Origin of the sequence: Curtobacterium sp. USHLN213 (assembly GCF_037144815.1) — a bacterium.
Lineage (GTDB): Bacteria > Actinomycetota > Actinomycetes > Actinomycetales > Microbacteriaceae > Curtobacterium.
Genome location: NZ_JBBCYQ010000009.1, coordinates 18,090 through 42,254 on the forward strand (window position 1 = coordinate 18,090; position 24,165 = coordinate 42,254).

Annotated in this window: 27 protein-coding genes; 11 read left to right on the top strand and 16 right to left on the bottom strand. The window is 72.8% G+C overall.

The genetic code is table 11. The annotated features are described in order from the left end of the window. Positions 1-16 precede the first annotated feature (16 nt). Entirely contained in the window at positions 17-706 is a 690-nt protein-coding gene (locus tag WFH25_RS12955; protein WP_071294437.1) for a metal-dependent transcriptional regulator, read from the top strand. Between the two features lie 321 nt (positions 707-1,027). On the opposite strand, the gene WFH25_RS12960 is transcribed toward WFH25_RS12955, so the two are convergent. After that, positions 1,028-2,320, bottom strand: coding sequence for a sodium/calcium exchanger protein (locus WFH25_RS12960; protein WP_336697987.1), 1,293 nt, complete (start codon positions 2,318-2,320; stop codon positions 1,028-1,030). A gap of 416 nt (positions 2,321-2,736) precedes the next feature. Beyond that, positions 2,737-3,381 carry a HEAT repeat domain-containing protein gene (locus WFH25_RS12965; RefSeq protein ID WP_336697988.1) on the bottom strand — a complete coding sequence of 215 codons (645 nt, stop codon included), beginning with the start codon at positions 3,379-3,381 and terminating at the stop codon, positions 2,737-2,739. A gap of 105 nt (positions 3,382-3,486) precedes the next feature. On the opposite strand from WFH25_RS12965, the gene WFH25_RS12970 reads away from it, so the two are divergent. Then, the gene (locus WFH25_RS12970) at positions 3,487-4,440 is read left to right on the top strand and encodes an aldo/keto reductase (RefSeq protein WP_336697990.1); all 954 of its coding nucleotides are present in this window, start codon (positions 3,487-3,489) and stop codon (positions 4,438-4,440) included. An 83-nt stretch (positions 4,441-4,523) separates the two neighbouring features. Here the strand turns inward: WFH25_RS12970 and WFH25_RS12975 are convergent, their stop codons facing one another. Continuing rightward, a complete protein-coding gene (locus tag WFH25_RS12975) occupies positions 4,524-6,689 on the bottom strand; it encodes a septum formation family protein (protein ID WP_336697991.1) in 2,166 nt (721 codons plus the stop codon). Continuing rightward, positions 6,686-7,237: an orotate phosphoribosyltransferase gene (gene pyrE, locus WFH25_RS12980; protein ID WP_022905654.1), complete on the bottom strand. Its 552-nt coding sequence runs from the start codon at positions 7,235-7,237 to the stop codon at positions 6,686-6,688. The genes WFH25_RS12975 and pyrE overlap by 4 nt, the downstream gene beginning before the upstream one ends. 87 nt (positions 7,238-7,324) lie before the next feature. On the opposite strand from pyrE, the gene WFH25_RS12985 reads away from it, so the two are divergent. Continuing rightward, complete coding sequence (locus WFH25_RS12985) at positions 7,325-8,992, top strand: hypothetical protein (protein ID WP_336697993.1); 1,668 nt, start codon at positions 7,325-7,327, stop codon at positions 8,990-8,992. Between the two features lie 77 nt (positions 8,993-9,069). Continuing rightward, positions 9,070-10,407, top strand: a complete 1,338-nt coding sequence (locus WFH25_RS12990; RefSeq protein WP_336697994.1) for a peptidoglycan DD-metalloendopeptidase family protein — start codon at positions 9,070-9,072, stop codon at positions 10,405-10,407. On the opposite strand, the gene WFH25_RS12995 is transcribed toward WFH25_RS12990, so the two are convergent. The 6 genes from WFH25_RS12995 to WFH25_RS13020 are packed head-to-tail and all read right to left on the bottom strand — an operon-like array spanning position 10,404 to position 13,475. Then, positions 10,404-11,273, bottom strand: coding sequence for an aminoglycoside 3'-phosphotransferase (locus tag WFH25_RS12995; RefSeq protein WP_336697995.1), 870 nt, complete (start codon positions 11,271-11,273; stop codon positions 10,404-10,406). The genes WFH25_RS12990 and WFH25_RS12995 overlap by 4 nt on opposite strands. A gap of 7 nt (positions 11,274-11,280) precedes the next feature. Then, positions 11,281-11,874 (bottom strand): hypothetical protein, encoded by a 594-nt coding sequence (locus WFH25_RS13000; protein WP_309778312.1) that lies wholly within the window; start codon positions 11,872-11,874, stop codon positions 11,281-11,283. Continuing rightward, complete coding sequence (locus WFH25_RS13005; RefSeq protein ID WP_092384648.1) at positions 11,871-12,479, bottom strand: hypothetical protein; 609 nt, start codon at positions 12,477-12,479, stop codon at positions 11,871-11,873. The genes WFH25_RS13000 and WFH25_RS13005 overlap by 4 nt, the downstream gene beginning before the upstream one ends. Beyond that, the gene (locus WFH25_RS13010; protein ID WP_092384650.1) at positions 12,476-12,844 is read right to left on the bottom strand and encodes a hypothetical protein; all 369 of its coding nucleotides are present in this window, start codon (positions 12,842-12,844) and stop codon (positions 12,476-12,478) included. The genes WFH25_RS13005 and WFH25_RS13010 overlap by 4 nt, the downstream gene beginning before the upstream one ends. After that, positions 12,841-13,032 carry a hypothetical protein gene (locus tag WFH25_RS13015; RefSeq protein WP_070417057.1) on the bottom strand — a complete coding sequence of 64 codons (192 nt, stop codon included), beginning with the start codon at positions 13,030-13,032 and terminating at the stop codon, positions 12,841-12,843. Before WFH25_RS13015 ends, WFH25_RS13010 begins: the two co-directional genes overlap by 4 nt. Further along, positions 13,029-13,475 (bottom strand): Asp23/Gls24 family envelope stress response protein, encoded by a 447-nt coding sequence (locus WFH25_RS13020; RefSeq protein WP_336697999.1) that lies wholly within the window; start codon positions 13,473-13,475, stop codon positions 13,029-13,031. Before WFH25_RS13020 ends, WFH25_RS13015 begins: the two co-directional genes overlap by 4 nt. A 120-nt stretch (positions 13,476-13,595) precedes the next feature. On the opposite strand from WFH25_RS13020, the gene WFH25_RS13025 reads away from it, so the two are divergent. Further along, positions 13,596-14,432: an exodeoxyribonuclease III gene (locus WFH25_RS13025; protein ID WP_336698001.1), complete on the top strand. Its 837-nt coding sequence runs from the start codon at positions 13,596-13,598 to the stop codon at positions 14,430-14,432. A gap of 97 nt (positions 14,433-14,529) precedes the next feature. Further along, positions 14,530-14,787: a hypothetical protein gene (locus WFH25_RS13030; RefSeq protein WP_070417059.1), complete on the top strand. Its 258-nt coding sequence runs from the start codon at positions 14,530-14,532 to the stop codon at positions 14,785-14,787. 4 nt (positions 14,788-14,791) lie between these two features. Here WFH25_RS13030 and WFH25_RS13035 read toward each other — a convergent pair whose 3' ends face one another. After that, positions 14,792-15,199: an aldehyde dehydrogenase gene (locus tag WFH25_RS13035; RefSeq protein WP_336698003.1), complete on the bottom strand. Its 408-nt coding sequence runs from the start codon at positions 15,197-15,199 to the stop codon at positions 14,792-14,794. Positions 15,200-15,261: 62 nt separating this feature from the next. After that, complete coding sequence (locus tag WFH25_RS13040; RefSeq protein ID WP_071294426.1) at positions 15,262-16,185, bottom strand: AEC family transporter; 924 nt, start codon at positions 16,183-16,185, stop codon at positions 15,262-15,264. A 73-nt stretch (positions 16,186-16,258) separates the two neighbouring features. Between WFH25_RS13040 and WFH25_RS13045 the strand changes: the two genes are divergently transcribed. The 3 genes from WFH25_RS13045 (at position 16,259) to WFH25_RS13055 (ending at position 18,207) form a co-directional block, all read left to right on the top strand. Beyond that, the gene (locus WFH25_RS13045; RefSeq protein WP_070417061.1) at positions 16,259-16,855 is read left to right on the top strand and encodes a nitroreductase family protein; all 597 of its coding nucleotides are present in this window, start codon (positions 16,259-16,261) and stop codon (positions 16,853-16,855) included. Between the two features lie 78 nt (positions 16,856-16,933). Next, the gene (locus WFH25_RS13050) at positions 16,934-17,368 is read left to right on the top strand and encodes an acyl-CoA thioesterase (RefSeq protein WP_336698007.1); all 435 of its coding nucleotides are present in this window, start codon (positions 16,934-16,936) and stop codon (positions 17,366-17,368) included. 80 nt (positions 17,369-17,448) lie between these two features. Beyond that, entirely contained in the window at positions 17,449-18,207 is a 759-nt protein-coding gene (locus WFH25_RS13055) for an HAD-IIB family hydrolase (protein ID WP_071294424.1), read from the top strand. Between the two features lie 32 nt (positions 18,208-18,239). On the opposite strand, the gene WFH25_RS13060 is transcribed toward WFH25_RS13055, so the two are convergent. Beyond that, entirely contained in the window at positions 18,240-18,863 is a 624-nt protein-coding gene (locus tag WFH25_RS13060) for a phosphoribosylanthranilate isomerase (protein ID WP_070417063.1), read from the bottom strand. Positions 18,864-18,939: 76 nt separating this feature from the next. Next, positions 18,940-19,992, bottom strand: a complete 1,053-nt coding sequence (locus tag WFH25_RS13065; RefSeq protein ID WP_071294423.1) for a serine/threonine-protein kinase — start codon at positions 19,990-19,992, stop codon at positions 18,940-18,942. Positions 19,993-20,190: 198 nt separating this feature from the next. Here WFH25_RS13065 and WFH25_RS13070 point away from each other — a divergent pair, with 198 nt between their 5' ends. Beyond that, complete coding sequence (locus WFH25_RS13070) at positions 20,191-20,394, top strand: DUF2945 domain-containing protein (RefSeq protein WP_070417065.1); 204 nt, start codon at positions 20,191-20,193, stop codon at positions 20,392-20,394. A gap of 4 nt (positions 20,395-20,398) precedes the next feature. Here WFH25_RS13070 and WFH25_RS13075 read toward each other — a convergent pair whose 3' ends face one another. Then, positions 20,399-21,148, bottom strand: a complete 750-nt coding sequence (locus tag WFH25_RS13075) for a DedA family protein (protein ID WP_336698011.1) — start codon at positions 21,146-21,148, stop codon at positions 20,399-20,401. A gap of 51 nt (positions 21,149-21,199) precedes the next feature. Beyond that, a complete protein-coding gene (locus WFH25_RS13080; protein ID WP_336698013.1) occupies positions 21,200-22,330 on the bottom strand; it encodes an ROK family transcriptional regulator in 1,131 nt (376 codons plus the stop codon). A gap of 48 nt (positions 22,331-22,378) precedes the next feature. Here WFH25_RS13080 and WFH25_RS13085 point away from each other — a divergent pair, with 48 nt between their 5' ends. Continuing rightward, the gene (locus tag WFH25_RS13085; RefSeq protein WP_336698015.1) at positions 22,379-24,091 is read left to right on the top strand and encodes a beta-N-acetylhexosaminidase; all 1,713 of its coding nucleotides are present in this window, start codon (positions 22,379-22,381) and stop codon (positions 24,089-24,091) included. The last annotated feature ends 74 nt before the right edge of the window (positions 24,092-24,165 follow it).

Here is a 24,165-nt window from a genome sequence, read left to right on the forward strand (position 1 = left end):
TTTGTACCATTGGGGCATGCGCTTGCCCTCCCTGTCCACGATGGCGGAGGACTACGTGAAGCTCGTCTGGAAGGCGAGTGAGCGCGGCGGGACGGGTCTGGCCACCCGCGACATCGCCGCAGCGCTCAAGGTGTCCGCGTCGACGGTCTCGGGCAACCTCCGGAAGCTCGACCGCGACGGCCTCATCGAGCACACCCCGTACTACGGCGTCGTGCTCACCCCGCTCGGCCAGCAGGTCGCCGTGGCGATGGTCCGGCGGCACCGGCTGATCGAGACGTTCCTCGTGCAGCGGCTGGGGTACTCGTGGGACGAGGTCCACACCGAGGCCGAGGCGCTCGAGCACGCGGTGTCGGAGACCTTCCTCGACCGGGTCGACGCCGACCTCGGGCACCCGACACACGACCCGCACGGCGACCCGATCCCGCGCGCGGACGGCACCGTGCCGGACTCCCCCGGGACCCTGCTCGGGGCCATCGAGCCCGGGGCGTGCGGCACCGTCGACCGGGTGTCCGACGACGACCCCTCGCTACTGCGGTACTTCGACGAGCTCGGGGTCGGGCTCGGGACGCACCTGCGGGTGGAGCAGGTGCGGGACTACGCGGGCGTCATCGCGGTGTCCCGGCGGTCGTCGGACGGGTCGGAGTCCCTCGTGGACCTGCCCGCGGCGGCGGCGTCCGCGATCTGGCTCGCCCCCGACGCCGACTGACGCCCCGCGCCGCTGCGGTCGCACGACATGCCGCTCACGTCCGCCGAGATCGCACGAAGCGCCGCCCGCGCGCCCGCCATCCGGCAGAACACGCGACCTCACGAGGTCCGGAACGCACCCACCGGACCGACGGGAGGCGCGGTGCCAGCCCGCACCGCGCCTCCCCTCGGCCGCGCACCGCGGTCGCACGACATGCCGCTCACGTCCGCCGAGATCGCACGAAGCGCCGCCCGCGCGCCCGCCATCCGGCAGAAAACGCGACCTCGGCGCCGCGCGCGCCCGCCCGCGGGCCGCGCGCCGGCGCCCCGCGCGCCGCGCGCGTCAGCCGCGCAACACGGGGGACGACGCCCGGCGGAACGGCGCCGTGATCGTCGGCAGGATCTCCCGCCGGTTGATCCAGAACACCACGACCGCCGCCACGAGGTGCACGATGCTGAGCACCCACCGCCCGTTCGTGTCGGTCACGAAGAACTGCACCGCGAACAGCGCCGCGAGCCCGATCGCCGACCACCGGTGGAACCGCAGCGCGATGATGATCGCCACGCCGAGCACGGTCTGCGACGCGGTCAGCATGAACTCCTCGACCTGCCGACCGTCGAGCGGCAGCCCGCCCGAGGTGCCACCGCCGAGCACGTGCGCGATCGGCAGCGACCCGACGAGCAGCGACCACTGGTTGACCTTCGACGCGATGAGCGTGCCGATCGCCGCCCCGCCCATCCCCCGCAGCGCGAAGAGCGCGGCGACGATGAACTCCGGCGCCTCCGTGGCGAGCGGCGCGAGCCACTGCACGAGGAAGTAGCTGTCGATCCCGAGCGCGCTGCCGGACTGCACGAGCGCGTCCGCGAACGGCTCCGCCGAGGACAGGATCACGGCAGCGGCGACGACGAACAGCGCCACGATCGTCCAGCGACGCCCACGCTGCGGCATCGAGGCGATGTTGCCCGCCATGCCGACCATCTCCTCCTCGTCGTCGTCGCCGTCCTCGACCTTCGACGCCCGCCAGAGGTACCAGACGAACGCGGCGAGCAGCACGAACCCGAACCACATCGGGATCGAGCCCATCAGCGGGATGAGGAACGCGACGAGGGCCAGGAGTGCCAGGAACCCGATGTCGAGCCGCGAGGAACGCTCGAGCTCGAGCACCCGGGTAGCCGAGGCGGGGAGCGACCCGGTCCGGACGAACCGGCGCGCCACGAGCAGCGAGATGATCACCACGAGGGGCCACCCGAACCCGAGCAGCAGCCGGTTCGAGCCGGTCATGTTGGCCGCGGCGAACTGCTCGTACGAGGGGTCGTACCCGGAGCGGAGCGCGTAGTACAGGTCGACCGCGTACTCGGGGAGCACGGCGATCAGGGCGAGGATCGCGATCGCGAGGGCACCGGCGATGTCCTTCTGCGCGGCCTCGGCGGCCCAGGCGAGCAGGAACGAGGCGGCGACGACGGCACCGCCGAAGACGAGCAGGTCGACGACGGGGTTCGGCGCGAACCCGCCGATCCGGAAGACGACGGCGGGCAGGGCGATGGCGATGCAGATCGCGATGCGACCCCAGGCGCTGGCGCCCATCCGGGATGCCACGACGCCGGGCGTCGGAGCGGGAGACAGGGTGTCGGTCATGGTGGTCCTCGTGGTCGAGCCATGACGCTGCACACACTCGAGCGGCTTCGGCCATGGCGGAACGGCCGAAGGTCTCGCTCGCCTCGAGGGCCACGTGCACCGGGCCGATCGTCGTGATGGCCAGTGTGTCGATGCACGCGCTGGGAGCTACTCCCCTTCGCCACCCACCTTGGCGCGCTCCGATCCGCGTGCGCAAGCCGATCCGGCCTGTTCGGCGTCCCGAATCCGGGTGTTCCCCGACCCGCCCCGGAACGGCCTGGAGGCGCGGGGCGGCCCCGCACCGCGCCTCCCGTCCGTCGTCGGGTCGCGCCCACCGCGTTTCGTGCGCAGGAATGGTCGGGTCACCTCCGCCGACTCGACCGTTTCTGCTCACGAAACGACGCCGCGCTGCGCGCGCGCAGCGCGCCCCGCGCGCGCTACCCCTTCGCGGAGCGGGTACGGCCGAGTGCGACCTCGCGGCGGGCGCGCTCGACGGCGAGGGCGCTTGCGGCGTCCGGGTCGCGGAGCAGGCGGTCGACCTCGGCCACGTGCGCACGGACGTGCTCCGCACCGCGCGACGAGGCGTCGTCGAGGACCGGTCGCACGGCGTCCTCGCCGAGTGCGACCAGGGCGCGGGACAGACTGAGCCGGGTCTCCTGGTCGCCACGGCCGAGGTGCTCCGCGAGCGTCCGGGCGAGGGCGTCCCGCTCGGCGTCCGGGACGAGTGCGGCCGCGGTGCGCCACGCCGCTCGGAGGACCCCGACGTCGGAGTCCCGCAGCAGGGGCCGCACCGACGGCCAGACCGCGGGGTCGCCGATCTTCGAGAGGGTGTGCAGCGCCTGGCTCCGGGCCTGCGGCAGCGGTCGGTCGAGCTCGGGCAGCACCCGACGGACGACCGCGTCGGCGGGGAGCCGGATGAGCGCCCACGTGAGCATGTCGCGGACGAAGAAGTCCGGCTCGACGGCGCACTGCTCCACCAGCACGTCGAGGTCCGCCGGGTCCGGGTGCGTCCCCGCGGCCATGACGGCGCGGAGGCGGACGGACGAGCGCGGGTCGGCGAGTGCGGTGGTGAGCGCGGACATGGCTCCATGCAAGCGCACCGTCCTGCGTGACGTCCGGAGACCGCCCGCCAAGGGTCGAGGCATAGCGTGGGCGGGTTCGTTCGACACGACCACGAAAGGATCCCCATGCCCCGCATCGGTACCAGTGACCTCACGGTGTTCCCCCTCGCCCTCGGCGGCAACGTCTTCGGTTGGACGGCCGACGAGCAGACCTCCCACCAGGTACTCGACGCCTACACCGCGGCCGGCGGCGACTTCGTCGACACCGCGGACGTCTACTCCGCCTGGGCGCCCGGGAACTCCGGCGGTGAGTCCGAGCAGGTCGTCGGCTCGTGGTTCGCGACGTCCGGCAAGCGCGACGACGTCGTCATCGCCACGAAGGTCTCCCAGCACCCGCAGTTCCAGGGCCTCTCCGCCGCGAACGTCGCCGCGGCCGCACGCGCGAGCCTCGAGCGGCTCGGCACCGACCGGATCGACCTGTACTACGCGCACTTCGACGACGAGTCGACCCCGCTCGAGGAGACCGTGCGCGCGTTCGACCAGCTCGTGCGCGACGGCCTCGTCCGGTACACGGCCATCTCGAACTACTCGAAGGAGCGGGCGGCGGAGTGGATCCGCATCGCGCGGGAGAACGGCCTCGCACTGCCCGTCGCGATCCAGCCGCACTACAACCTGGTCACCCGCGAGCCGTACGAGTCGGACATCGCTCCCCTGGCCGCCACCGAGCACCTCGGCGTCGTGCCGTACTTCTCCCTCGCGGCGGGCTTCCTCACCGGCAAGTACCGCACGAAGGAGGACTTCGCCGGCAAGGACCGCGAGGGCCAGGTCTCCGGCTACTTCAACGAGGCGGGGCTCGCGGTGGTCGACGCGCTCGCCACGATCGCCCAGGACCGCGGCACCGAGGTCGCGACGGTCGCCCTCGCGTGGCTGCAGGCGCAGCCGGACGTCGTCGCGCCGATCGCCAGCGCACGCAACACCGAGCAGCTGCCGGCACTGCTGGCGTCGGCGGAGCTGGAGCTCAGCGCCGACGAGCTGCGGACCCTCTCCGACGTGTCGGGGAAGGTCTCGGCCGCGGCCTGACACCGGCGCGGTCGACCCGGGACGACATCATCGACGTCGTACGACCTCGGTGATGTCGTCCCGGGTCCGCCCGGCCCGACCCCTCACGCGCTCGGCGCGACCGACCCCGTCATGGTTTCGCCCGACGACCGGGTGACGAAGCACGAGATGAACGTGTCCCCCTGGTCCCACGTCGCCTGGTCGGGCGCGTAGGACCCCTGCACCTGCACGTCGCCGTACGCCGCCGCGGCCGAGGCGTTCAACGCCGCCGAGGTCTGGCACTGCTCGGCCGCCTGGGCCGCGAGCGCGTCCGGCCCGGGCCACTGGTTCGCCGAGACGGGCAGCCGCGCGGTGAGCTGGGCGACGTGCGGCGTCTGGCAGTCGACGACCGTGTAGGTCTGCGCCCAGGCGTTCGTGAACGGCGACAGGCACTCCCCGCCGGCGAGGTCGGTCCACGCGTGCTCGCCCGGGGCCGCCGGCGTCGTCGCGAACTGCAGCGTCTCGAGCGAGGTCGATGCCGACGAGGGCTGCGACGCCGCGGCGGACGGCGTCTCCTTCGGGGTCGCCGCCGCCGAGGCCGCTGACGTCGACGTCGGCGCCGGCGTGCGCTCCTCGATCGAGTTGCCGAGGATCCACCGCGTCAGTGCGAACACGGCGACGAGCAGCACGACGATGAGCGCGACCGAGCCCCAGATGAGCAGCCGCTTGCCGCGCTGTCCCTCGTTCCGGAGCTTGGCGAACCCCTCGTTGATGAAGTTGTCGCGGTCGCCGCCGCCCACGGAGGCCGACGGCACCGGCGCCACGGGTGGCACGGGCGTGCGCTCGGGTGCGGGTGCGTGCGCCGGCGTGGCACCGACGGCCGGCATCATGCGCGTTCCGGTGTCGTGCGGGTCGTACCCGGTCCCACCGAGCTGCCCGACCGCCTCGGTCCCGAAGAGGTCCTTGATCGCACTCGTGTCGCTGGTCTCGCGACCGTCCCACTCGGACTGGTCGAGGTCGTCCGGCGCGGCGGCCGGGAGCGGTGCCGGCTCGTCGCGCTGCGGCTCCGGCTCGTGACCGCGGATGCCCATCACGGCGTCGAGGTCCTGCCCGACCGCCGGAGGCAGGTGCGCGGGGTACGCGCTCGGCTCCGCCTCGGACGCGGCCGGTTCGACCAGCGGCGGGGCAGCCGTGGGCGGCACGGTGCCGTCCGGCTCGGCCCACCACGGGCCGCCGGCGACGGGCAGCGCCGTGGTCGGTTCGTCGGCCTGGAGGCGCGGCTCGTCCTCCGGCGCCGCCGTCGCGTCGTCGGGGCGCCCGGGCTCCACCGCCGTGGTCGGCTCGACGACGGGCGTGCCGCCGACCGGGGTCGGCAGCGCACCCGCGACGACGTCGTCGTCCGGGTCGTCCGAGTCGTCCGCCAGGCTCCACGAGCCGCCGGCCAGCGCCGTCGTGTCGAACGCGTTCGTGGTCAGGGTCGCCGGCACCTCGCCGGCCTCGTCGTCCCGGATCGCCCAGTCGAACGGGCGCTCCTGCCCGCCGGTGCCCTCGCCCTCGCCGTCGGCGATGCGGAGCAGCTCCGTGAAGCTCGGCGGTTCGTCGGTGGCCGGCAGGACGTTCTCCACGCCGACCGGCTGCGGCACGACGGGGACCGCAGGGGCAGCGGGCGCGTCGGCCGGCTGCGAGCCCGTGGCCCGACCGAGCCAGTCGACGTCCTCGCGTCCGGCGCCGAACGGGTCGGTGCGGCGCCGCTCCTCGTCGATCGCACGGTTCTCGGCCGCACGCTGGTCGCGGTGGGACTGGGCGGTCGGCAGGCTGATCGACGACGGGTGCGGAGCGGTCGACGACGGCGGGACCGGGGCCGCTGCGGGGATCCGGTCGGAGAGCGTGGCCCGCTCGGCCTCGGCGTCGGCCTGGGGGTTCTCGGACGGTGCCTCGAGCTGCTCGGGCATCGAGATCGCCTGCGTGGAGTCGTCCTCGGCGGACGACGCGGACGACGCGGACGATGCGGGCGACGCGGGGGTCACGGGCTCGTCGGACACCACCGGCTCGAACGGGTCCGGCAGGGGTGCGCCGGTCTCGCGCGCGGTCTTCTCCGCCTCGCGCCGCTCACGGCGCGAGGGCCAGTCGTCCGCGCCCCGCGGCGCACCGAAGATGTCGGCGGCACTGCGGAGACCGTGGAACGGAGCGTCCGGGGCGGAGTCGCGCCGTGCCTCCAGTCCGTCGTCCCCGTCTGCGGGACCGGCGGTCTGGTCGGGCTCGTGCGCGTCGTCCGGACGCTCCTCGGTCACGCGCTCAGCCCCAGATCAGCCAGCCCGATCGCCGCGAAGTACGGGTACCCGGCAGCCTCGATCTTCTCCTTCGCGCCGGTGTCGCGGTCGACGACGACGGCCACGGCGGCGATGATCGCGCCCTCGCGCTCGAGAGCCTCGGCGGCCTTGAGCGGCGAGCCGCCCGTCGTCGAGGTGTCCTCGAGCACGATCACGCGCTTGCCGGCGAGGTCCGGCCCCTCGACCTGCTTGCCGCGGCCGTGGTCCTTCGGCTCCTTGCGCACGACGAACGCGTCGTAGGCGAGTCCGCGGGCGGCGGCCTGGTGCAGCACGGCACTCGCGATGGGGTCGGCGCCCATGGTCAGTCCGCCGACGGCAGCGACGTCCGGCACCTGGCCGATGAGGTCGGTCATCACCTGACCGATGAGCGGGGCGACACGGTGGTCCAGGCTCACCTTGCGGAGGTCGATGTAGTACGTCGCCTTCTTCCCGCTGGTGAGGGTGAAGTCTCCGTGGAACACCGCTTCGTCCGTGATGAACTGGATGAGCTGGTCGCGCGCGTCGGTCACAGCCCACAAGGGTAGCCGGTCGTCCCCGCAGCGCGCTGCCCCGTGTGGGTGGGGTGCGCTGCGAGCCACGCTCGGTACGCTCCGGTCATGTCCTCCGACGCGCGCCCGGTCAGCGAGGTCGTGCGTCCGACGGGCGGCTCGCGGTGGCGCGCGCGACGGCTCGCGGTCGGACAGGAGGCGCTGGGCGCCCTGGTCGCGCTGGCCCTGGCCGTCATCGCCCTGCGCCACGTCGTCGCGACCTCCAGGGTCGCCCTGCTCTGGTACGACGGGGACTCGGTGCTGCTGCCGCTCGTCGAACGGTCGATGCAGCTCGGGCAGCCGTTCGAGTGGGCGATGTCCCCGGCGCTGTTCTTCTTCCCGGAGCTGCCGGTCTACCTCCTCTGCTCCGTCGTGACGGCCACGCCGCAGCAGGCGCTCGCGCTGAACGGCGTCCTCGTGCTGCTCGCCGTGTACGCGCTCGTCCGGGCCGCGGCGAACGAACTCATGCCTGCGGCCCGGCGGTCGGCCCGGATCGCGGTGTCCGCACTCGCTCTCGGGTTCGTGACGCTCCTGGTGCTCACCGAGTCGTCGGCCACCGCGACCTCGTTGGAGCTCGCGTCCCTGCTCCTCACGACGACGTACTACTACGGCGCGGTGCTGGCGATGCTCGGAACCGCGGTGCTCGTGCTCCGTGCAGTGCGGCTCGGGCGGGCGTCCGTCACGGTCCTCGTCGTGCTCGGCCTCGTCGCCGCGTGCACGACGGCGTCGAACCCGCTGTACGTCCCGTGGTCGGCCGCCCCGGTCGTCGTGACCCTCGTGCTCCTGGCACTCGCCCGCCGGCTCCCGTGGCGTCCTGTCGGGCTGCTCGCCGCGACGCTCACCCTCGGGTCCGTCGTCGGGTACCTCCTGCGGATCCCGCTGCGGCCGTTCGTGTCACTCGACCCGTCGACCTACGTCCAGCCGTCGCGGGCCGGCGAGACGCTCGGGTTCTTCGCCGCGCTCACCGACGACCGCGCGGGGTCGGCGGCGGGCGACGCGGGGCTGCTCCTGCTGCTCGTGGGGGTGCTCCTGTCGGTCGGCGGCACCGTCTGGGCGTGGCGCGTCCGGACCTCGCGGACCGTCCTCGTCGCCGCAGCGCTCCCGCTCGTCACCGTCGTGGCGGTGTCGGTCGGGGTCGTCGTCGCGGGTTCGGAGACCCCGCGGTACCTCGAGCCGATCGTGACGGCACCGCTGCTCGCCCTGGTCGCGGTCGCCGAGCTCGCCCGCACCGCCGTCCGCCGGACTCAGGTGCACCGGCCGCGACGCGGCATCCGGGCCGTGCTCGCCCTCGCGGCCGCCGGGGTGCTGCTCGCCGGGATCGCCACCGCACCGAGCACCGCCCGCGCGGTCGCACAGGCGCGGTACGACCCGGCGGCCTGCCTCGACCGCTGGGCCGACGGGCGGGACGTCGTCGGGGTCGGGCAGTTCTGGACGGTCCGCCCACTCGCCACGTACGCGTCCACGAACGTGCAGCTGCTGCAGGTGCGGGACACGTTCCAGACCTACCCCTGGCTCGTCGACCTGGGGGCCTATCGCGACGCCGCGCCGACCTTCGTGGTGATCGGGTCCGGCGACGTCTGGACGACCGCCGTCGAGGACTCCCTCGGTCCGCCCGCGACGATCACGCACTGCACGGGGTTCGACGTGTACGACTACGCCGGGACGTCGGGCGCCGCCGTCCTGCAGCGGGACGTCGTCGACAGTGCCGATGCCGTCCGGCGGGAACGCGGCTTCTGAACGCCCGCCCTGCGAAGTTGTCCACAGCCGCGCGGCGACGGCCGATCGTGCCTGAACGGATGTATAGGCTCGTGCCCGTGACTCGTCCCACCAGCCACTCCCGTCCCCGTGCCGCCGTCCGACTCCGTCTCGCCGCCACCGGCCTCGCGCTCGCGGGCCTCGTCGGCACGGTGGTGTTCGACGCGCCGGTGGCGAGCGCGGCGACCTACCCCTCGTGGGACGAGGTCATGGCCGCGCGCGGGCAGGAGTCCGACAAGCAGGACCAGATCACCGAGATCCGCGGCATCATCTCCGGGCTGTCGAGCAAGGTGAAGGCGGCCGAGGCCGAGGCCGAGCGCCTCGGCACCGAGTTCTTCGATGCGCAGAGCAAGGCGCAGGACGCCGCCGAGAAGGAACAGCGGCTCCGCGCCGACGCCGACGACCACGCCGAGGTCGCCGAGCAGAGCGCCGCCCAGGCGGGCCAGTTCGCCGCCCAGATGGCCCGGTCCGGGGGCGCCGACGTCACCGCGTCCGTGATCTCCGGCGGCCAGGACGCCAGCGACCTCCTCTACAACCTCGGTGCGCTCAGCAAGCTCTCCGAGCAGGCCGAACGCGTCGAGGCCGCAGCCACCGCCGACGCCGCCGTCGCCCGGTCCCTCACCGCCCAGGCCGACCGTGCGTCCGAGGCGCTCGACAACCTCGCTGCCGAGGCCGAGCGCCGCATGCAGGCCTCCCAGGCCGCGGCGGACAAGGTGCAGGCCGCCTACGACGAACAGCAGACCAACAAGGCACGGCTCGACGCCCAGCTCGCGACGCTGACCTCCGGCCGGGTCCGGACCGAGGCCGAGTTCGCCAAGGGCGAGGCCGTGCGCAAGGCGGCGGAAGAAAAGGCCGCGCGCGAGGCCTACCTCCGGGCCATCGCCGCCCAGAACGCCGCGAACGCGGCCAACGCCGGCAGCGGCGGCGGGGGTGGCGGTACCGGCAGCAGCGGCTCGGGTTCCAGCGGTTCGCCAGGCTCCGGCTCCGGCACCGGGTGGGTCCGTCCGGCCAGCGGGTACGTGATCAGCCCCTACGGGTACCGCGTGCACCCGATCTACGGCACCGTGATCAAGCACGACGGCGCCGACCTCGCGAGCGGGTGCTCGACGCCCATCGTCGCGGCGGCGGCCGGCACGGTCGACTACGCCGGCTGGTACGGCGGGTACGGCAACTACGTCCGGATCAGCCACGGCGGCGGGGTCCAGACGGCCTACGGGCACATCGTGAACGGCGGGTTCCGGGTCAGCCCCGGCCAGCAGGTGTCGGCCGGGCAGCTGATCGCGCTCGTCGGCTCTACCGGCAACTCGACCGGCTGCCACACGCACTTCGAAGTCCACGTGAACGGCGCCACGGTCGACCCGGTGCCGTTCATGCAGGCGCGGGGCGTGGCCTTCTAGCCGTCCCGTCCGGCATCCGGTCCGGCGCTCGTCCCGTGGGCGGTCTCCGTGCCGGACGCGGTCTCGATGCCGGACGCGGTCTCGATGCCGGACGCGGTCTCGATGCCGTCGTCGTCCAGGTTCCACAGCGCCCGGTACCAGGCCGTCCGCTCCTCGTCGACGGGCAGCCCGTACGCCTCGTGGAAGAGTCCGTCCCACCCGGGGCCGTAGTTCCACCCGAGCGCCATCGTCGCCACGCCCAGGTCCGCCCAGCGGTCGGCGATGCCGAGGGCGTCGAGGTCGACGTGCCCGGCGAACCGGCCGTCCGCGCCGATCAGGGTGTTCGGCGTGCACGGGTCCCCGTGGCACACCACCACGCGGTCCACGGGCGGCTCCGGACCGAGCGCCTCGGGGTCGGCGCCGGCAGCGCGGGCCCGTCCGGCCCGCTGCACGGTGGACCACTCGAACGGGCAGTCGAGCACGGGCAGGGTGTCGTGCAGCGCCCGCAGTCCCTCGCCGGCCGCGATCACGGCCGTGCGCGGTTCGTCGTGCCACCGGGGGTCGACCGCGCTCCACCCCGGCAGCGCGCGGGTGCGGAGCCAGGCCCCCTCGTCGTCGACCCCGTGGTCGAGGAGTTCCGGGACGCGTGCGTACCGGGAGGCCCAGGTCAGGCGCGCTGCCTCGCCGACGATCCAGGGCGCGTAGGCGTGCGGGAGCACCTTGACGTACTCCTCGGCCAGGCCGTCCGCACCGATGCGGAACGTCCGGCCACCGATCTCGTTGACCCACACGGCCTGCACCGGACGACCCCGTGCGATGCCACGGACGACCGCGGGCACCGCGACGGCACCCCGCGCACGGGACAGTCCGTCGATCGAGCGCGGCATGCCGACCTCAGTGCACCCGGTCCGTGCGGCCGGAGCCCGCACCACCCCGGGCGATCTCGAGCAGGACCGGCAGACGGTCCCCGAGCAGGGCGTCCAAGTCGGCGACGATGTCCTCCACCCCGGTCGTGATGTCGCGCGGCGAGGCTCCGCGACGGGGTCGGACGCGGATCCGGATCGCCCGGCCGCCCCGGACCCGGAACACGTCGACCGCGAGCGAGCCCACCTGCGGCATGGCACCGATCGCCGACGACAGCGCGTGCTGCACCGCGGCGGCGTCGATCCGGACCGAACCGGCGACCCCGCCGGCCGACCCGTCGTCCTCGACCACGGTGCCGACCCGACCGCCACCGAGCGTCGACAGCACCACGATCGCCAGGACCCCGAGCACCACCGCGCCGCCGAGGACCCAGGTCCACGCCGTCACCGAGGTCTCGCGCGGGGCATCCGCGCCGAGGGCGTCGAGCACGCCGGCACGCTCGTGCCACGCCGTGGCCGCCCACGGCAGCGTCTGGACGAGGATCGCCCCGACGCCGAGCACGAGCAGCGCGAGTCCGACCAGCACGAGCGCCGTCCGTCCGACGACGCGGTTCGTCGCGTTCATCCGTCCACCCGTCCGGTCGGCTGCACGCGGACCCGCGCGGTGACGCCGGGCTGCGCGTCGATCGCGGCGAACTCCGCGGTCACGGCGTCGGTCGCGGCGACCGCGGGGACGTCGGCACCCGCGGGTGGGCGGAGCACGACGTCGACGGTCCGACGGCCGACGGTGCCGACGGCCGCGTCCGGACCGAGCCGGGTGGCCGACCGTGCGGCCCGCGCGGCGGCCGATGCGAGCACCTCGTCGTCGACGACCACGGCGAGCCGCGACGACGACATCGCGTGCCGGGGGCGACGCTGCGGCAGGAGGCCCTGCGCGAGGAACACGAGACCGACCAGCGCGACGATCGCCGCGATGCCGACCACGACGGTCGCGTCGAGCCCGCGGGGCGCCCGGGCGGCGGCGTCCACGACCGCACGGGGGTCGACACCGAGCGCACGCTGGTCGAGGAACACGAGTGCGGCGGCGAACACGGCGGCCGCGGCGAGCACGAGGGTGACGAGCATCGCGACGACGACCGCTCCCGACCGCGAGGCGTTCGTCTCGCGGCGGACGATCCGGCGGTACACCCGGTCGTGGGTCGGGCCGGCCGGCAGGGAACGCTCGGTCACCGGACCCTCCTCGGGGTGTCGACGACGGACGACGAGAACGTCACGGTCACCCGTTCGACCTGTCGGCCGGTGATGGTGCGGAGCCGCTCGGCGATCGTGCCGCGGGCGCGGTGCGCCGAGGTGGTGACGGGTTCGTCGGGGACCGCGTGGCTCCCCAGCGCGGGGACGGCGAGCGGCGCGGTGATCTCGACCGCCAGCCCACCGCGGCCGTCGTCGGCGACCCGGGCACGCGCCTCCTGGAACGGCACCCGGAGCGCTTCCGCAGCGACCGCCTGCGCGGTGTGCACGAGGGCTGCCGAACCGATCCGGTCGGAGCCGGGGACCCGTCCGCCGCTGCCGGGACCGGCGACGGCGGGCGTGCTCACGACGAGCTCCGGCGTCCGCGCAGCACGTCGAGGAGCCGGCGCACGTCGACGTCGCCGGTGACGATGCGGGCGACGATCCCGCCCACGAGCATGCAGACGGCGACCACGACGAACGCCCAGGCGCCGAGCGTCACGGCGACGATCGCGAGCAGTGCGCCGACGCCCATGCCGACGACGGTGGCGTTCACCGGACGCGGCCCTCGGCGTCGTCGACGACACCGTTGAGGGCGGGGATGTTCACGTCGTTGATGGCGATGTTGACCTCGGTGACCTCGAGCCCGACGAGCTCGGTGACCGCGGTCGTGACGGCCGCGCGCACCGCGGTGGCGACGTCCATCATCGGCGTCGGGTAGTCCACGACGATCGTCAGGTCGACCGCGACCTGCGTCTCGCCGACCTCGACGCGGACGCCCTGGCCGAGCGCGCTCGAGCCGATCGCGTCACGGATCGCGCCGAACGCCCGGGCCGCGTTGCCGCCGAGCGCGAAGACGCCGGGGACGTCCCGGGCGGCGATGCCGGCGACCTTCGCGACGACCGTGTCGTCGATGATCGTCCGGCCCTTGGTGGTGACCTGCGTCGTCGTGGTGCCGGTCGTCGCGGTCCCGTCGACGCGGTTCGTCGTCGATGCCATGAGTGCCTCCGATGCAGTCTCGTCCTGTGGTCCAGCGAACACCATCGTGCCGTGCACCGCCCGGGAGCAGGGCCCGGCACGCGGAGCCCCGCCGGGCCGGCGCACGGTAGGTTCGGACCCATGCGCGTGGCGACCTGGAACGTGAACTCCGTCCGCACCCGAGTGGGTCGGATCGTCGACTGGCTGGTGCGCGAGGACGTCGACGTCCTCGGCATGCAGGAGATCAAGTGCAGGCCGGAGCAGTTCCCGGTCGAGGCGTTCGAAGCCGCCGGGTACCAGGTCGAGGCGCACGGCCTGAACCAGTGGAACGGGGTGGCCTTCGCCAGCCGACTCCCGCTCGAGGACGTCACCCGCGACTTCCCCGGCCAGCCCGGGTTCCTCAAGGGGCACGAGGGCCCCGACCTGCCGGTGGAGGCCCGCGCCCTCGGTGTCACGGTCGACGGCGTCCGCCTGTGGAGCCTCTACGTGCCGAACGGGCGCGAGGTCGGCGACCCGCACTACACGTACAAGCTCGACTGGCTCGGGCAGTTGGCCGACCGCACCTCGGAGTGGCTCACCGCGCACCCCGAGCAGCCGCTCGCGCTGATGGGCGACTGGAACGTGGCGCCGCTCGACTCCGACGTGTGGGACGTCTCGGTCTTCGAGGGGCACACGCACGTCACCGAACCCGAGCGCGCGGCCTTCCGGGAGTTCGAGGCGCGTGGCCTGCAGGACGTCGTCCGCCCGATCGTGCCGGACGGCTACACCTACTGGGACTACAAGCAGCTGCGCTTCCCCCGCAACGAGGGCATGCGCATCGACTTCATCATGGGCTCGCAGGCGTTCTCGGACGTCGTGACGGACGCCCGCATCCACCGCGACGAGCGGAAGGGCGACGCGCCGAGCGACCACGTCCCGGTGTCGGTCGACCTCGACCTCGAGACCTCGCTCGACGACGACCGGCCGATGATCTTCTGACGCCTTCTGTTACTCCCCGCGTCCGCCCTCGTTGAGCGGGGCGGACCCAGCGACGTACGTTGCCTGCACCGAACCCCTTCGAGAGCAGGTGAAGCCAATGTCCCGCACGACCCCGTCGACGATCCTTCCGATCCAGCGCGTCATGGCCGACGCCACGCCCCGTGCCTGGAGGGACGGCATCGTCGTCGAGACACGCCCCGCCGACGTGGTGGTCGCGTTCCTCGACGGCGGCGTGACGCAGCTGCGGGTGGCGGACGCCGACACGCTCGTGTCGGTCGGCGACCCGGTCGCCCACCACCCGGCCGCGGAGATCCTCAGCGCCGGCGGTCGGAAGACCACCGCGCGCACCGCGTGACGCGTCAGGCGGTCATCGAGGCCATCATCGCCTCGCACTTCGCGACCACCTCGTCGCACGCCATCGCGCAGTAGCGGCACGACTCGTCCATGTCCGCGTGGCTGCGGCACTCGGCGGCACACGCCGTGCCCATCGCGACGCAGGCCGTGAGCATCGCGCGCATGCTGTCCACGTCCATGCCCATCGGACGCATCATCATCCGCATGCCGGTGTCGGCCATCATCGCCGTGTTCGAGCACATCGCGGCACAGGTGGCCATGTCGGCACCCATCTGCATGTCGCTCGCGGAGCACATCGTCGCGGCCATCGACGCGGCGTTCATCGCCATCATCGTGTCCTGCATGAGCTCAGCGTCCATCGCCACGGGCATCTCGCTCGTGGACATGGTCTTCATCATCGCCATGGTGTCCATCGGGGACCTCCTCTTCCGGTCGGTGGCGCCCACGGTACGCGCCGCCCCGATGCGGCACGCGACTACGGGTGCAGGAGCGCGGCGACCGCGACCAGCACCGGCACGGAACCGATCGTCGAGATGAGCACCACGTCCCGCGCGACCGGCACCGCCGCCCCGTACCGCTGCGCGTAGTTGAAGACGTTCTGCGCTGCCGGCAGCGCCCCGAGGGTCGTGAGCACGAAGACGTCCTGGTCCCCCAGCCCGAACACGAACCGGGCGAACACGAAGGCCACGGCCGGCATCACGACGAGCTTGATCGCCGACGCGACGATGACGTCCGTCCGGATCGCCGGGTCGCGGAGCGGGGTCGCACCGTGCAGGCTCATCCCGAACGACAGCAGGACCACGGGCACGGCGGCCGCCCCGACGAGCGAGAACGGCTCGAGCACGGGCGTCGGCAGGTCGATGCCCGTCGCCGAGAAGACCAGGCCCACGAGCGAGGCGATGATGATCGGGTTCCGGAACGGCCCCGAGACCCGGCGCCACCAGCTCCCGCCCGCCGAGGTCGCGGTGTCCAGGATCGTCAGCGCGATCGGCGCGAGCACGATGAGCTGCAGCAGGATGACCGGCACGACCGCCGTGGCCTGCCCGAGGACGTACACGGCGACCGGCAGCCCGATGTTGTTCGCGTTGACGTAGCTCGCGGCGAGCGCCCCGACCGTCGTGGTCGCGAGCGGCCGGCGCAGGACGACCCGGAAGACCACGCCGGCGCCGATGGCCACCACGACCGCGCTGAGCAGGGACACCCAGAGCATCGGGGACAGCAGGACGTGGATGTCCGCCGTGGCGATCGTGTGGAAGAGCAGGCAGGGCATGAGCACGAAGAACGCGAGCCGGCTCATCACGAACTGGGCGTGCTGGCCGAGCAGTCCGATGCGTCCGACGACGTACCCGGCGGCGATGATCGCGCCGATGATCGCGAACCCGGTCAACACGCCACCCATCGGCTCCATCCTTGCACCATGTGACGTTGCTCAGGCCGGAAATGCGAACGCATCGAATACCGTTGTGCCCACCATGACCTCGACGAACTCCAGCACGCTCACGCGTTCGACCGACTCCAGCCAGCCCCTCGTCCCCCTGCTCGAGGAGCGGTGGAGCCCCCGTTCCTACGACGAGACCGCGACGATCGACGACGCGGCGTACGACGCGGTCCTCGAAGCCGCTCGCTGGGCCCCGTCGGCCATGAACTTCCAGCCGCGCCGCTTCATCGCCGGCCGCCGTGGCACCGAGACGTTCCGGAAGATCAACGAGAACCTGCTCGGGTTCAACGCCGCCTGGGCCTTCCGCGCCAGCGCCCTGGTCGTCGGCGTGCTCGAGACCGTGACCGAGGACGGCGACGAGCGTCCCTTCGCCCAGTACGACCTCGGCCAGTCCCTCGCGGCCCTGACCGTCCAGGCGCACGCCGAGGGCCTGCACGTGCACCAGATGGCGGGCATCGACGCCGAGGGCCTCCGTGCCGCGTTCGACCTGCCGGAGCGGTTCCTGCCCTACACGGTCACCGCGATCGGCACCGTGGCCGACCCGTCGCAGCTCGACGACAAGGCTGCCGAGCGCGAGGTCGCCCCGCGGACCCGTCTCCCCCTCGACGAGGTCGTCCTCGTCAAGGAGTAGTCCTGCACCACCGCACGCGGCCGCATCCCACCGGGGTGCGGCCGCTGCCGTGTGCGGCGGGGCGTAGCATGTACTGACATGCAGCACGACGCGATCACCCCCGGCCCCGAGATGAACTTCTACACCCGCAAGTGGGTCCGTCCGGAGGACCTCAACGCCAACGGCACCCTGTTCGGCGGCAGCCTCCTCCGCTGGATCGACGAGGAAGCCGCCGTCTACGCGATCATCCAGCTCGGCAACGGCAAGGTCGTCACGAAGTACATGTCCGAGATCGTGTTCGTGTCGTCCGCGCGCGAGGGCGACATCGTCGAGATCGGTCTCGTCGCCACCCGCTTCGGCCGCACCTCGCTGACGATGCGGGCCGAGGCACGGAACCTCTTCACGCACCGCAGCATCCTCACCATCGACGAGGTCGTGTTCGTCAACCTCGACGAGGACGGCTCCCCGGCGCCGCACGGCTACACCGACATCACGTACGACCGCGACCGGGTGCCCGCCACGCACCGCGCGTGACACCGCAGACATCACGCAGCGCCGTCCGGGCAGGGCATCGCACCCGGCATGTGATCGGGGGCCTCTGGCAGGATCGGGGCATGACCACGCCCCGCCTCGTCGCCTTCGACCTGGACGACACCCTCGCCCCCTCGAAGTCCGCGCTCGACCCCCGGATGCTCGAGACCTTCGCGTCCCTGCTCGAGGTCGTGCCGGTCGCGGTGATCTCCGGCGGCAACTTCCAGCAGTTCGAGCAGCAGCTGGTCGCACCCCTGCGGCGTCGCGACGGGCTCGTGCTCGACGATCTGCACCTCCTGCCGACCTGCGGCACCGCCTACTACCGGTGGACCGGCGACGACTGGGCGCTCCAGTACGCCGAGGACCTCACCGACGAGCAGAAGGCGCGCGCCCTGGCCGCGGTCGAGGCCGAGGCCAAGGCCGCCGGCTTCTGGGAGTCCGAGACGTGGGGCCCCATCCTCGAGGACCGCGGGTCCCAGATCACGTTCTCCGCGCTCGGCCAGTCCGCTCCGGTGGACGTGAAGAAGCAGTGGGACCCGACGGGCGCGAAGAAGGACGAACTCCGTCGGCGCGTCCAGGCCGAGCTGCCCGACCTCGAGGTCCGTTCCGGTGGCTCGACGAGCGTCGACATCACCCGTAAGGGCATCGACAAGGCGTACGGCATGCAGCGCCTGGCCGAGATCACGAGCGTCGCGCTCGACGACATGCTGTTCGTCGGCGACCGCCTCGACCCCGAGGGCAACGACTACCCGGTGAAGGCCCTCGGCGTCCCCTGCCACGCGGTCGAGGGCTGGGAGGACACCGACGCGTTCCTCACGGAGCTGATCCCCACCCTGCGCTGACGCGCCGACGGACGGGAGGCGCGGCGAACCACTCAGGGGATGCTGCGGACCGCCTCGACGAACGCCCGGATCTTCGCCTCGTCCTTCACGCCGCGCTCGGACTCGACACCGCTCGACACGTCCACGCCGTCCGGGTCGAGCGACTCGATCGCCGCGACCACGTTGGCCGGCGTCAGCCCGCCCGCGAGGATCCACGCTTCGTCGACCTTCCCCGTGATCGAGGCGGGGTCGATGAGCCGCCCGCTGCCTGGCACCGCGGCGTCGAGCAGGAGCAGGTCGTGGTCGTAGGACGCGCGCTGTTCCGGCGTCTCGGCCAGGTAGTCCTCGGCCGCGACCGCCCGGATCGTGAAGAACCCGGCGTCACGGGCGCGCGCGAAGTCCGTGGCCGACTCGCCGCCGTGCAACTGCAACGTGGTGAGTCCCACGGCCGAGGCGATGCCGACGACCTCGTCGATCTCCTGGTCACGGAAGACCCCGACCGCGTCGATGCCGTCCGGCACCCGCTCGACGAGCTCCTTCGCGAGGTCCGCCGTCACGGTCCGGGGGCTGCCGGCGGCGAAGACGAACCCGACCGCGTCCGCACCCGCGTCGATGGCGGCGTCCACGGTCGCAGGGGTCGACAGTCCGCAGATCTTGATCCATCGCTGGTCGGTCATGCCGTCCATCCTGCCAGGGACCCCGGAGGTGCGGAGCGGCCGCCGGTACGGGGTGCGCGGCGGCCGTGCGACCGGCCTAGTGCAGGGTGCCGGCGACGTAGGACGCCCCGCAGGCGACCAGGACGCCGAAGGCCGCGAACGACCCGACGAGCACGTTCCGCCGCCGCCAGCGCCGCACGGTGACGAACGTCCCGCGCTTCGCGTGGCGGTGCGCGGCACGGTGCAGGCGGTGGTCGCGCTTGTGCTTCACGCGCTGCGGTCCCAGCGGCACCGGACCGGTGATCTGGGCCGAACCACCGCGGAGGGCGTTCGCGATCGCCACCGCGGTCGGGCGGCGGTCGGGGTTGCGCGCGGTCATCTTCGCGAGGAGGTCCCGCCACTCCGGCGCGATGCCGTCCGGGATCTCGGGGTCGTGGCGGAGCCGTGCGAGTGCCGCCTCGATGAGGGTGCCGGAGTACTCCTGCTTGCCGGTCAGGGCCTCGAGCAGCACCAGTCCGAGCGAGTAGACGTCGGTGGCGAAGCCGATCGGTTCCCCGGCGACCTGCTCGGGGCTGAGGTACGCGGCCGTGCCGATGATGGTGCCGTCGTTCGTCAGGCGCGACCCGTCGACGAAGTGGGCGACGCCGAAGTCGGTGAGCTTCACGGTGCGCGCGAAGCCCGACGAGCCCTCGTCGCTGATGAGGATGTTCGCCGGCTTGACGTCGCGGTGGACGATGCCGCGCGAGTGCACGTACGCCAGCGCGTCGGCCAGCTGGGCGCCGAGGTCGGCCACCTCGTAGTTGTGCAGGGCGCCCCCGGCGAGCCGGCGCAGGAGCGTCGTGTCCGCGATGAGCTCCATCACGATGTACCGGTGCGGACCGTCCTCGAAGTCGTGGGTGCCGGCGTCGTACAGCGGGATGAGCCCCGGGTGCGACAGCATGCTGAGCAGCCGGATCTCGCGCTCTTGGCGGACCCGGTCGGCCGTGGTCATCGACTCGGGCGTGGCGAAGAGCTTCACGGCGACGGCACGGTAGGTGTGCTCGTCACGTGCTTCGTAGACGGATCCCATGCCGCCCGTGCCGATGAGCTTCACGAGGCGGTAGCGGCCCGAGAGGACCGTTTCCGACCGTGTGTCGTTCAGCAGGGTCATGGCTGATGTCGTTCCGTCCGGAGCCGGTGTTCCGTGGCAGTTGCCAACGTGGTGACTCACCCACTACGGTACGCGGCCACCCCGTGATCCGCGCGGACGTTATGACATCGTGATCGGCCCACTTCCCTGTGTTCATGCGGATGCATCGGGGTACAGTCCGACGTCCGAACAGGTGAGCGATCACGCAAGGAGGACACCATGGCGCTGTCGAAAGGCGACACCGTGCACTGGAACACGTCGCAGGGGAAGACGACCGGCACGCTCGTGCAGAAGCGGGTCTCGGACTTCGAGTTCGACGGCCAGTCGTTCAAGCCGAGCGACGACGACCCCTACTGGATCGTCGAGTCGGAGAAGTCCGGCAAGCGCGCCGCCCACAAGGAGTCGGCGCTGACGAAGGCGTGAGCGCTCAGTCGCCGGCGGGCTCGGCGCGACGACGGCCTCGGGCAGCCACTGCGCCGTGCTCGGTGCGCTGGTTCCGCTCGGCCCGGATGCGTCGGACCCGTCGGACGACGAACGTCACCACGACGACGGCGATCGCCACGTAGAGGACCCGGTCGATCCACTCGGTGTACTGCTCGACCTTGTCGTACTGGGTCCCGAAGGCCGCTCCGAGCAGCACCAGGGCGCTGTTCCAGATCCCGCTCGCGATGATCGTGAACACCGAGAACGTCCCGAGGTGCATCCGGTCCGCTCCGGCCGGCAGCGAGATGAGGCTGCGGACGATCGGCACGAACCGGCCGAAGAAGACCGCGCTCTTGCCGTGCCGGTGGAACCAGTCCGCCGCCGTGCGGAAGTCGTCCTCGTCGACGAGGGGCAGCTTGCCGAGCCAGCGCGTCGTCCGCTCGAAGCCGATGACGGCGCCGAGCCAGTACAGCACCAGTGCGCCGAGGTAGGAGCCGAGCGTCGCGAGCAGCAGGACGAGCACGAGGTTCATCCGGCCGGCACCCGCCAGGAACCCGGCCAACGGCAGGATCACCTCGGACGGGATCGGCGGGAAGACCGTCTCGACGAAGAGCATCAGCGCGACGCCCCACTCCCCCAGGGCGTCGATGAGCTGCAGCACGAGGCCGGAGAGCCCGCCCATCTCGGGGTCCGCGGCGGAGTCGCCGGCGGCGACGGTCATGGTGTGGGCAGGCGCAGCCACGGCAGTCGTCATCCCCCGATGGTGCCTGAGTGCCCTGTCAGGACCCGGCACGCAGCCTGGACGTCAGCCGAGTCCCATGTGCGTCGTCCGGACGTGGGTCAGGGAACGGGCGAGGGCGCCGCGGGCCACGGCGTCGCGGCCGACCGTCGACGGGACGATCTCGACGGGGTGCCGGAGCTGCGGCGTGACGATCTCGGTCAGGGCCTCGCAGAACACCGGGGCCGCCGGCAGGACCTCGCCCCCGACGACGACCACCTCGGGGTCGATCGTCGCGATGAGCTGCACGACCCCGGGCGCGACGTCCGCGGCGAGCGCCCGCACGGCCGCGGCGGCGTCCGGGTCACCCTGCCCGGCCGACGCCATGACGGACTCGACGTCCGTACCGGGGGCGATCCGCGCCTCCAGTCGGGCGGGTGCGCCGGGCCAGCCGGTCGATGCCAGGCCGCCCATCTCGCCGGCCGCCCCGCGCGCACCGCGTGCGAGGGACCCGTCGACCAGGTAGGCCGCGCCGATCTGGCGACCCATCACCAGGTACAGGCCGTCCTGCACGCCGCGGAAGCGTCCCCACATCGCCTCGGCGGTGGCGGCGAGCTTGGCGTCGTTGTCGAAGAACGTGGTGGCCGTGGGGAACAGGTCGCCGATCCGGCCGGGGACCCGTCGCTCGACCCACTGCGGGACCGCGACGGTGTAGTCGATCTCGCCGGAACGGTCCACGACGGCCGGGACCCCGAAGGTGGCGGCGAGGAGCCGCGACGGGTCGGTGCCCTCGACCAGACGACGGACGACGTCCTGCACGCTCTCCCACGCCTGCTCGGCGGAGGCGAGGTCGGTGTAGACCTCCTCGACCCGGGCGAGCTGCCGACCGCGGAGGTCCGAGCGGAGCCCCACGATGCCGTGCAGCCCGAGGTCGACCCCGAGCACCGATCCGGCCCCGGCGTCCGCGCGGAACCGCTTCGCGCGGCGACCCGCCTTGTTCGGCGTGGCGATCGCCTCGGCCTCGGTGACCCACCCCTCGTCGACGAGGTCGGCCAGCGCCGCCTCGACCGTGGGGCGCGACAGGCCCACGGTCTGCCCGAGCTCGGTGACGGTGTGCGAGCCGTCGTCACGGAAGAGCTCCGCGAGGAGCGCACGCGAGTTGATGAGTCGGAGCATCCCCGGTGTGCTGCCGACGACACCGCTCGGAAGCGTTGACACGGTCTCGTCCACGGCCATAGCCTCCATATTACGAAAGATCATTGAGGAATGGTGGACTCCGACATGCTCATCCCACGGCCGCGCCGCACCGAACCGGGTGCCGGCGCCTTCGCGATCACCCCGTCGACCCGCATCGCCGCAGACGCCGCGAGCGAGTCGGTCCGACTGTACCTGCAGCAGACCCTGCGGGGGTCGACCGGGCTGCCGGTGCGCGACGCCGACGACGCGGCCGGGGTCGACACCGCGCGCACGGACGTGATCGCACTCCGTGTCGCCGACGACGACACGCTCCCCACCGGACCGGCCGGTGACCGCTCCGAGTCGTTCCGGCTGCTGGTCACGGCCGACCGGGTCGAGATCACCGGCGGGGGCCCGGCGGGCGTCTTCTACGGCGTCCAGGCGCTCCTGCAGTCGCTACCGGCCGACGTCTACCGCAAGGGCCGGGTCGGCACCGGCCCGTGGACGGTCCCGGCGGTCACCGTCGAGGACGCCCCCGCGTTCGCCTGGCGCGGCGTCATGCTCGACGTCGCCCGGCACTTCCGCACCAAGCACGAGGTCATGCGGGTGATCGACCAGCTCGCCGCGCACCGGCTCAACCGACTGCACTTCCACCTCACCGAGGACCAGGGGTGGCGCATCGAGATCCGGAAGTACCCACGCCTGACCGAGGTCGGCTCGTGGCGGAAGGAGTCGCAGGTCGGGGCGCACGTGCCGGACGCCGACGGGGTGCTGCACCCGGCGGCGTTCGACGGCCGTCCGCACGGCGGCTACTACACCCAGGACGACATCCGCGAGATCGTCGCCTACGCGGCCGACCGGTTCGTCACCGTCGTCCCCGAGATCGAGACCCCGGGGCACGTCCGCGCCGCCCTCGCCGCCTACCCGTCGCTCGGCGTCTCGGGCGAGCCGATCGACGTGTGGACGGAGTGGGGCATCGCCGAGGACGTCCTCAACGCCGAGGAGTCCACGATCGCCTTCTTCCAGGACGTCCTCGACGAGGTCATCGCCCTGTTCCCCTCCGAGTACATCGGCGTCGGCGGCGACGAGTGCCCCAAGGTCCAGTGGGAGGACGACCCCCGCACGCAGGAACGCATCCGCGAGCTCGGCCTCGACGACGAGGAGCAGCTCCAGGCGTGGATCATCGGTCGGCTCGCCTCCCACGTCGAGTCGCACGGGCGGCGGGCGTTCGGGTGGGACGAGATCCTCGAGGGCGGCACGCTCTCGAAGTCCGCGACCGTGCTCTCGTGGCGTGGGCTCACCGGCGCCCGGACCGCGGCGAAGCGGGGCCACGACGTGATCTCCGCCCCGGACGACCAGGTGTACCTCGACTACCGGCAGAGCGACCTCGAGACCGAGCCCATCCCGGTGTCGATCGTCCTCTCCGTCGACGACGTGTTCGCCTTCGACCCGGTGCCGGCGGACCTCACCGACGCCGAGCGCGCCCACGTGATCGGCGGCCAGGGCAACATGTGGACCGAGCACGTGGACACCGCCCGCAAGCTCGACTACCAGCTCTTCCCGCGGGTCGCCGCCCTCGCCGAGGCGCTCTGGTCGGCCGACGTCACCGGGCCGCGCGACGTCGCCGAGTTCCGGGGGCGGCTCGCCGAGCACCTCGCTCGGCTCGAGGCGATGGGGATCGAGTACCGGCACGACGCCGGGCCGTTCCCGTGGGAGCAGCGGCCGGGGGTGCCGGGGCGGCCGCACTCGCGCGAGGAGCGTGCGGCCTACATCGACGCCGTCACCGCGAACATCGCGGACTGAGGCCCGGCCGCCCGCGCAGGCGCGCCGCGCGCAGGCCCGCGCTGGCGCGCGCTGCGTTTCGTGAGCAGAAACGG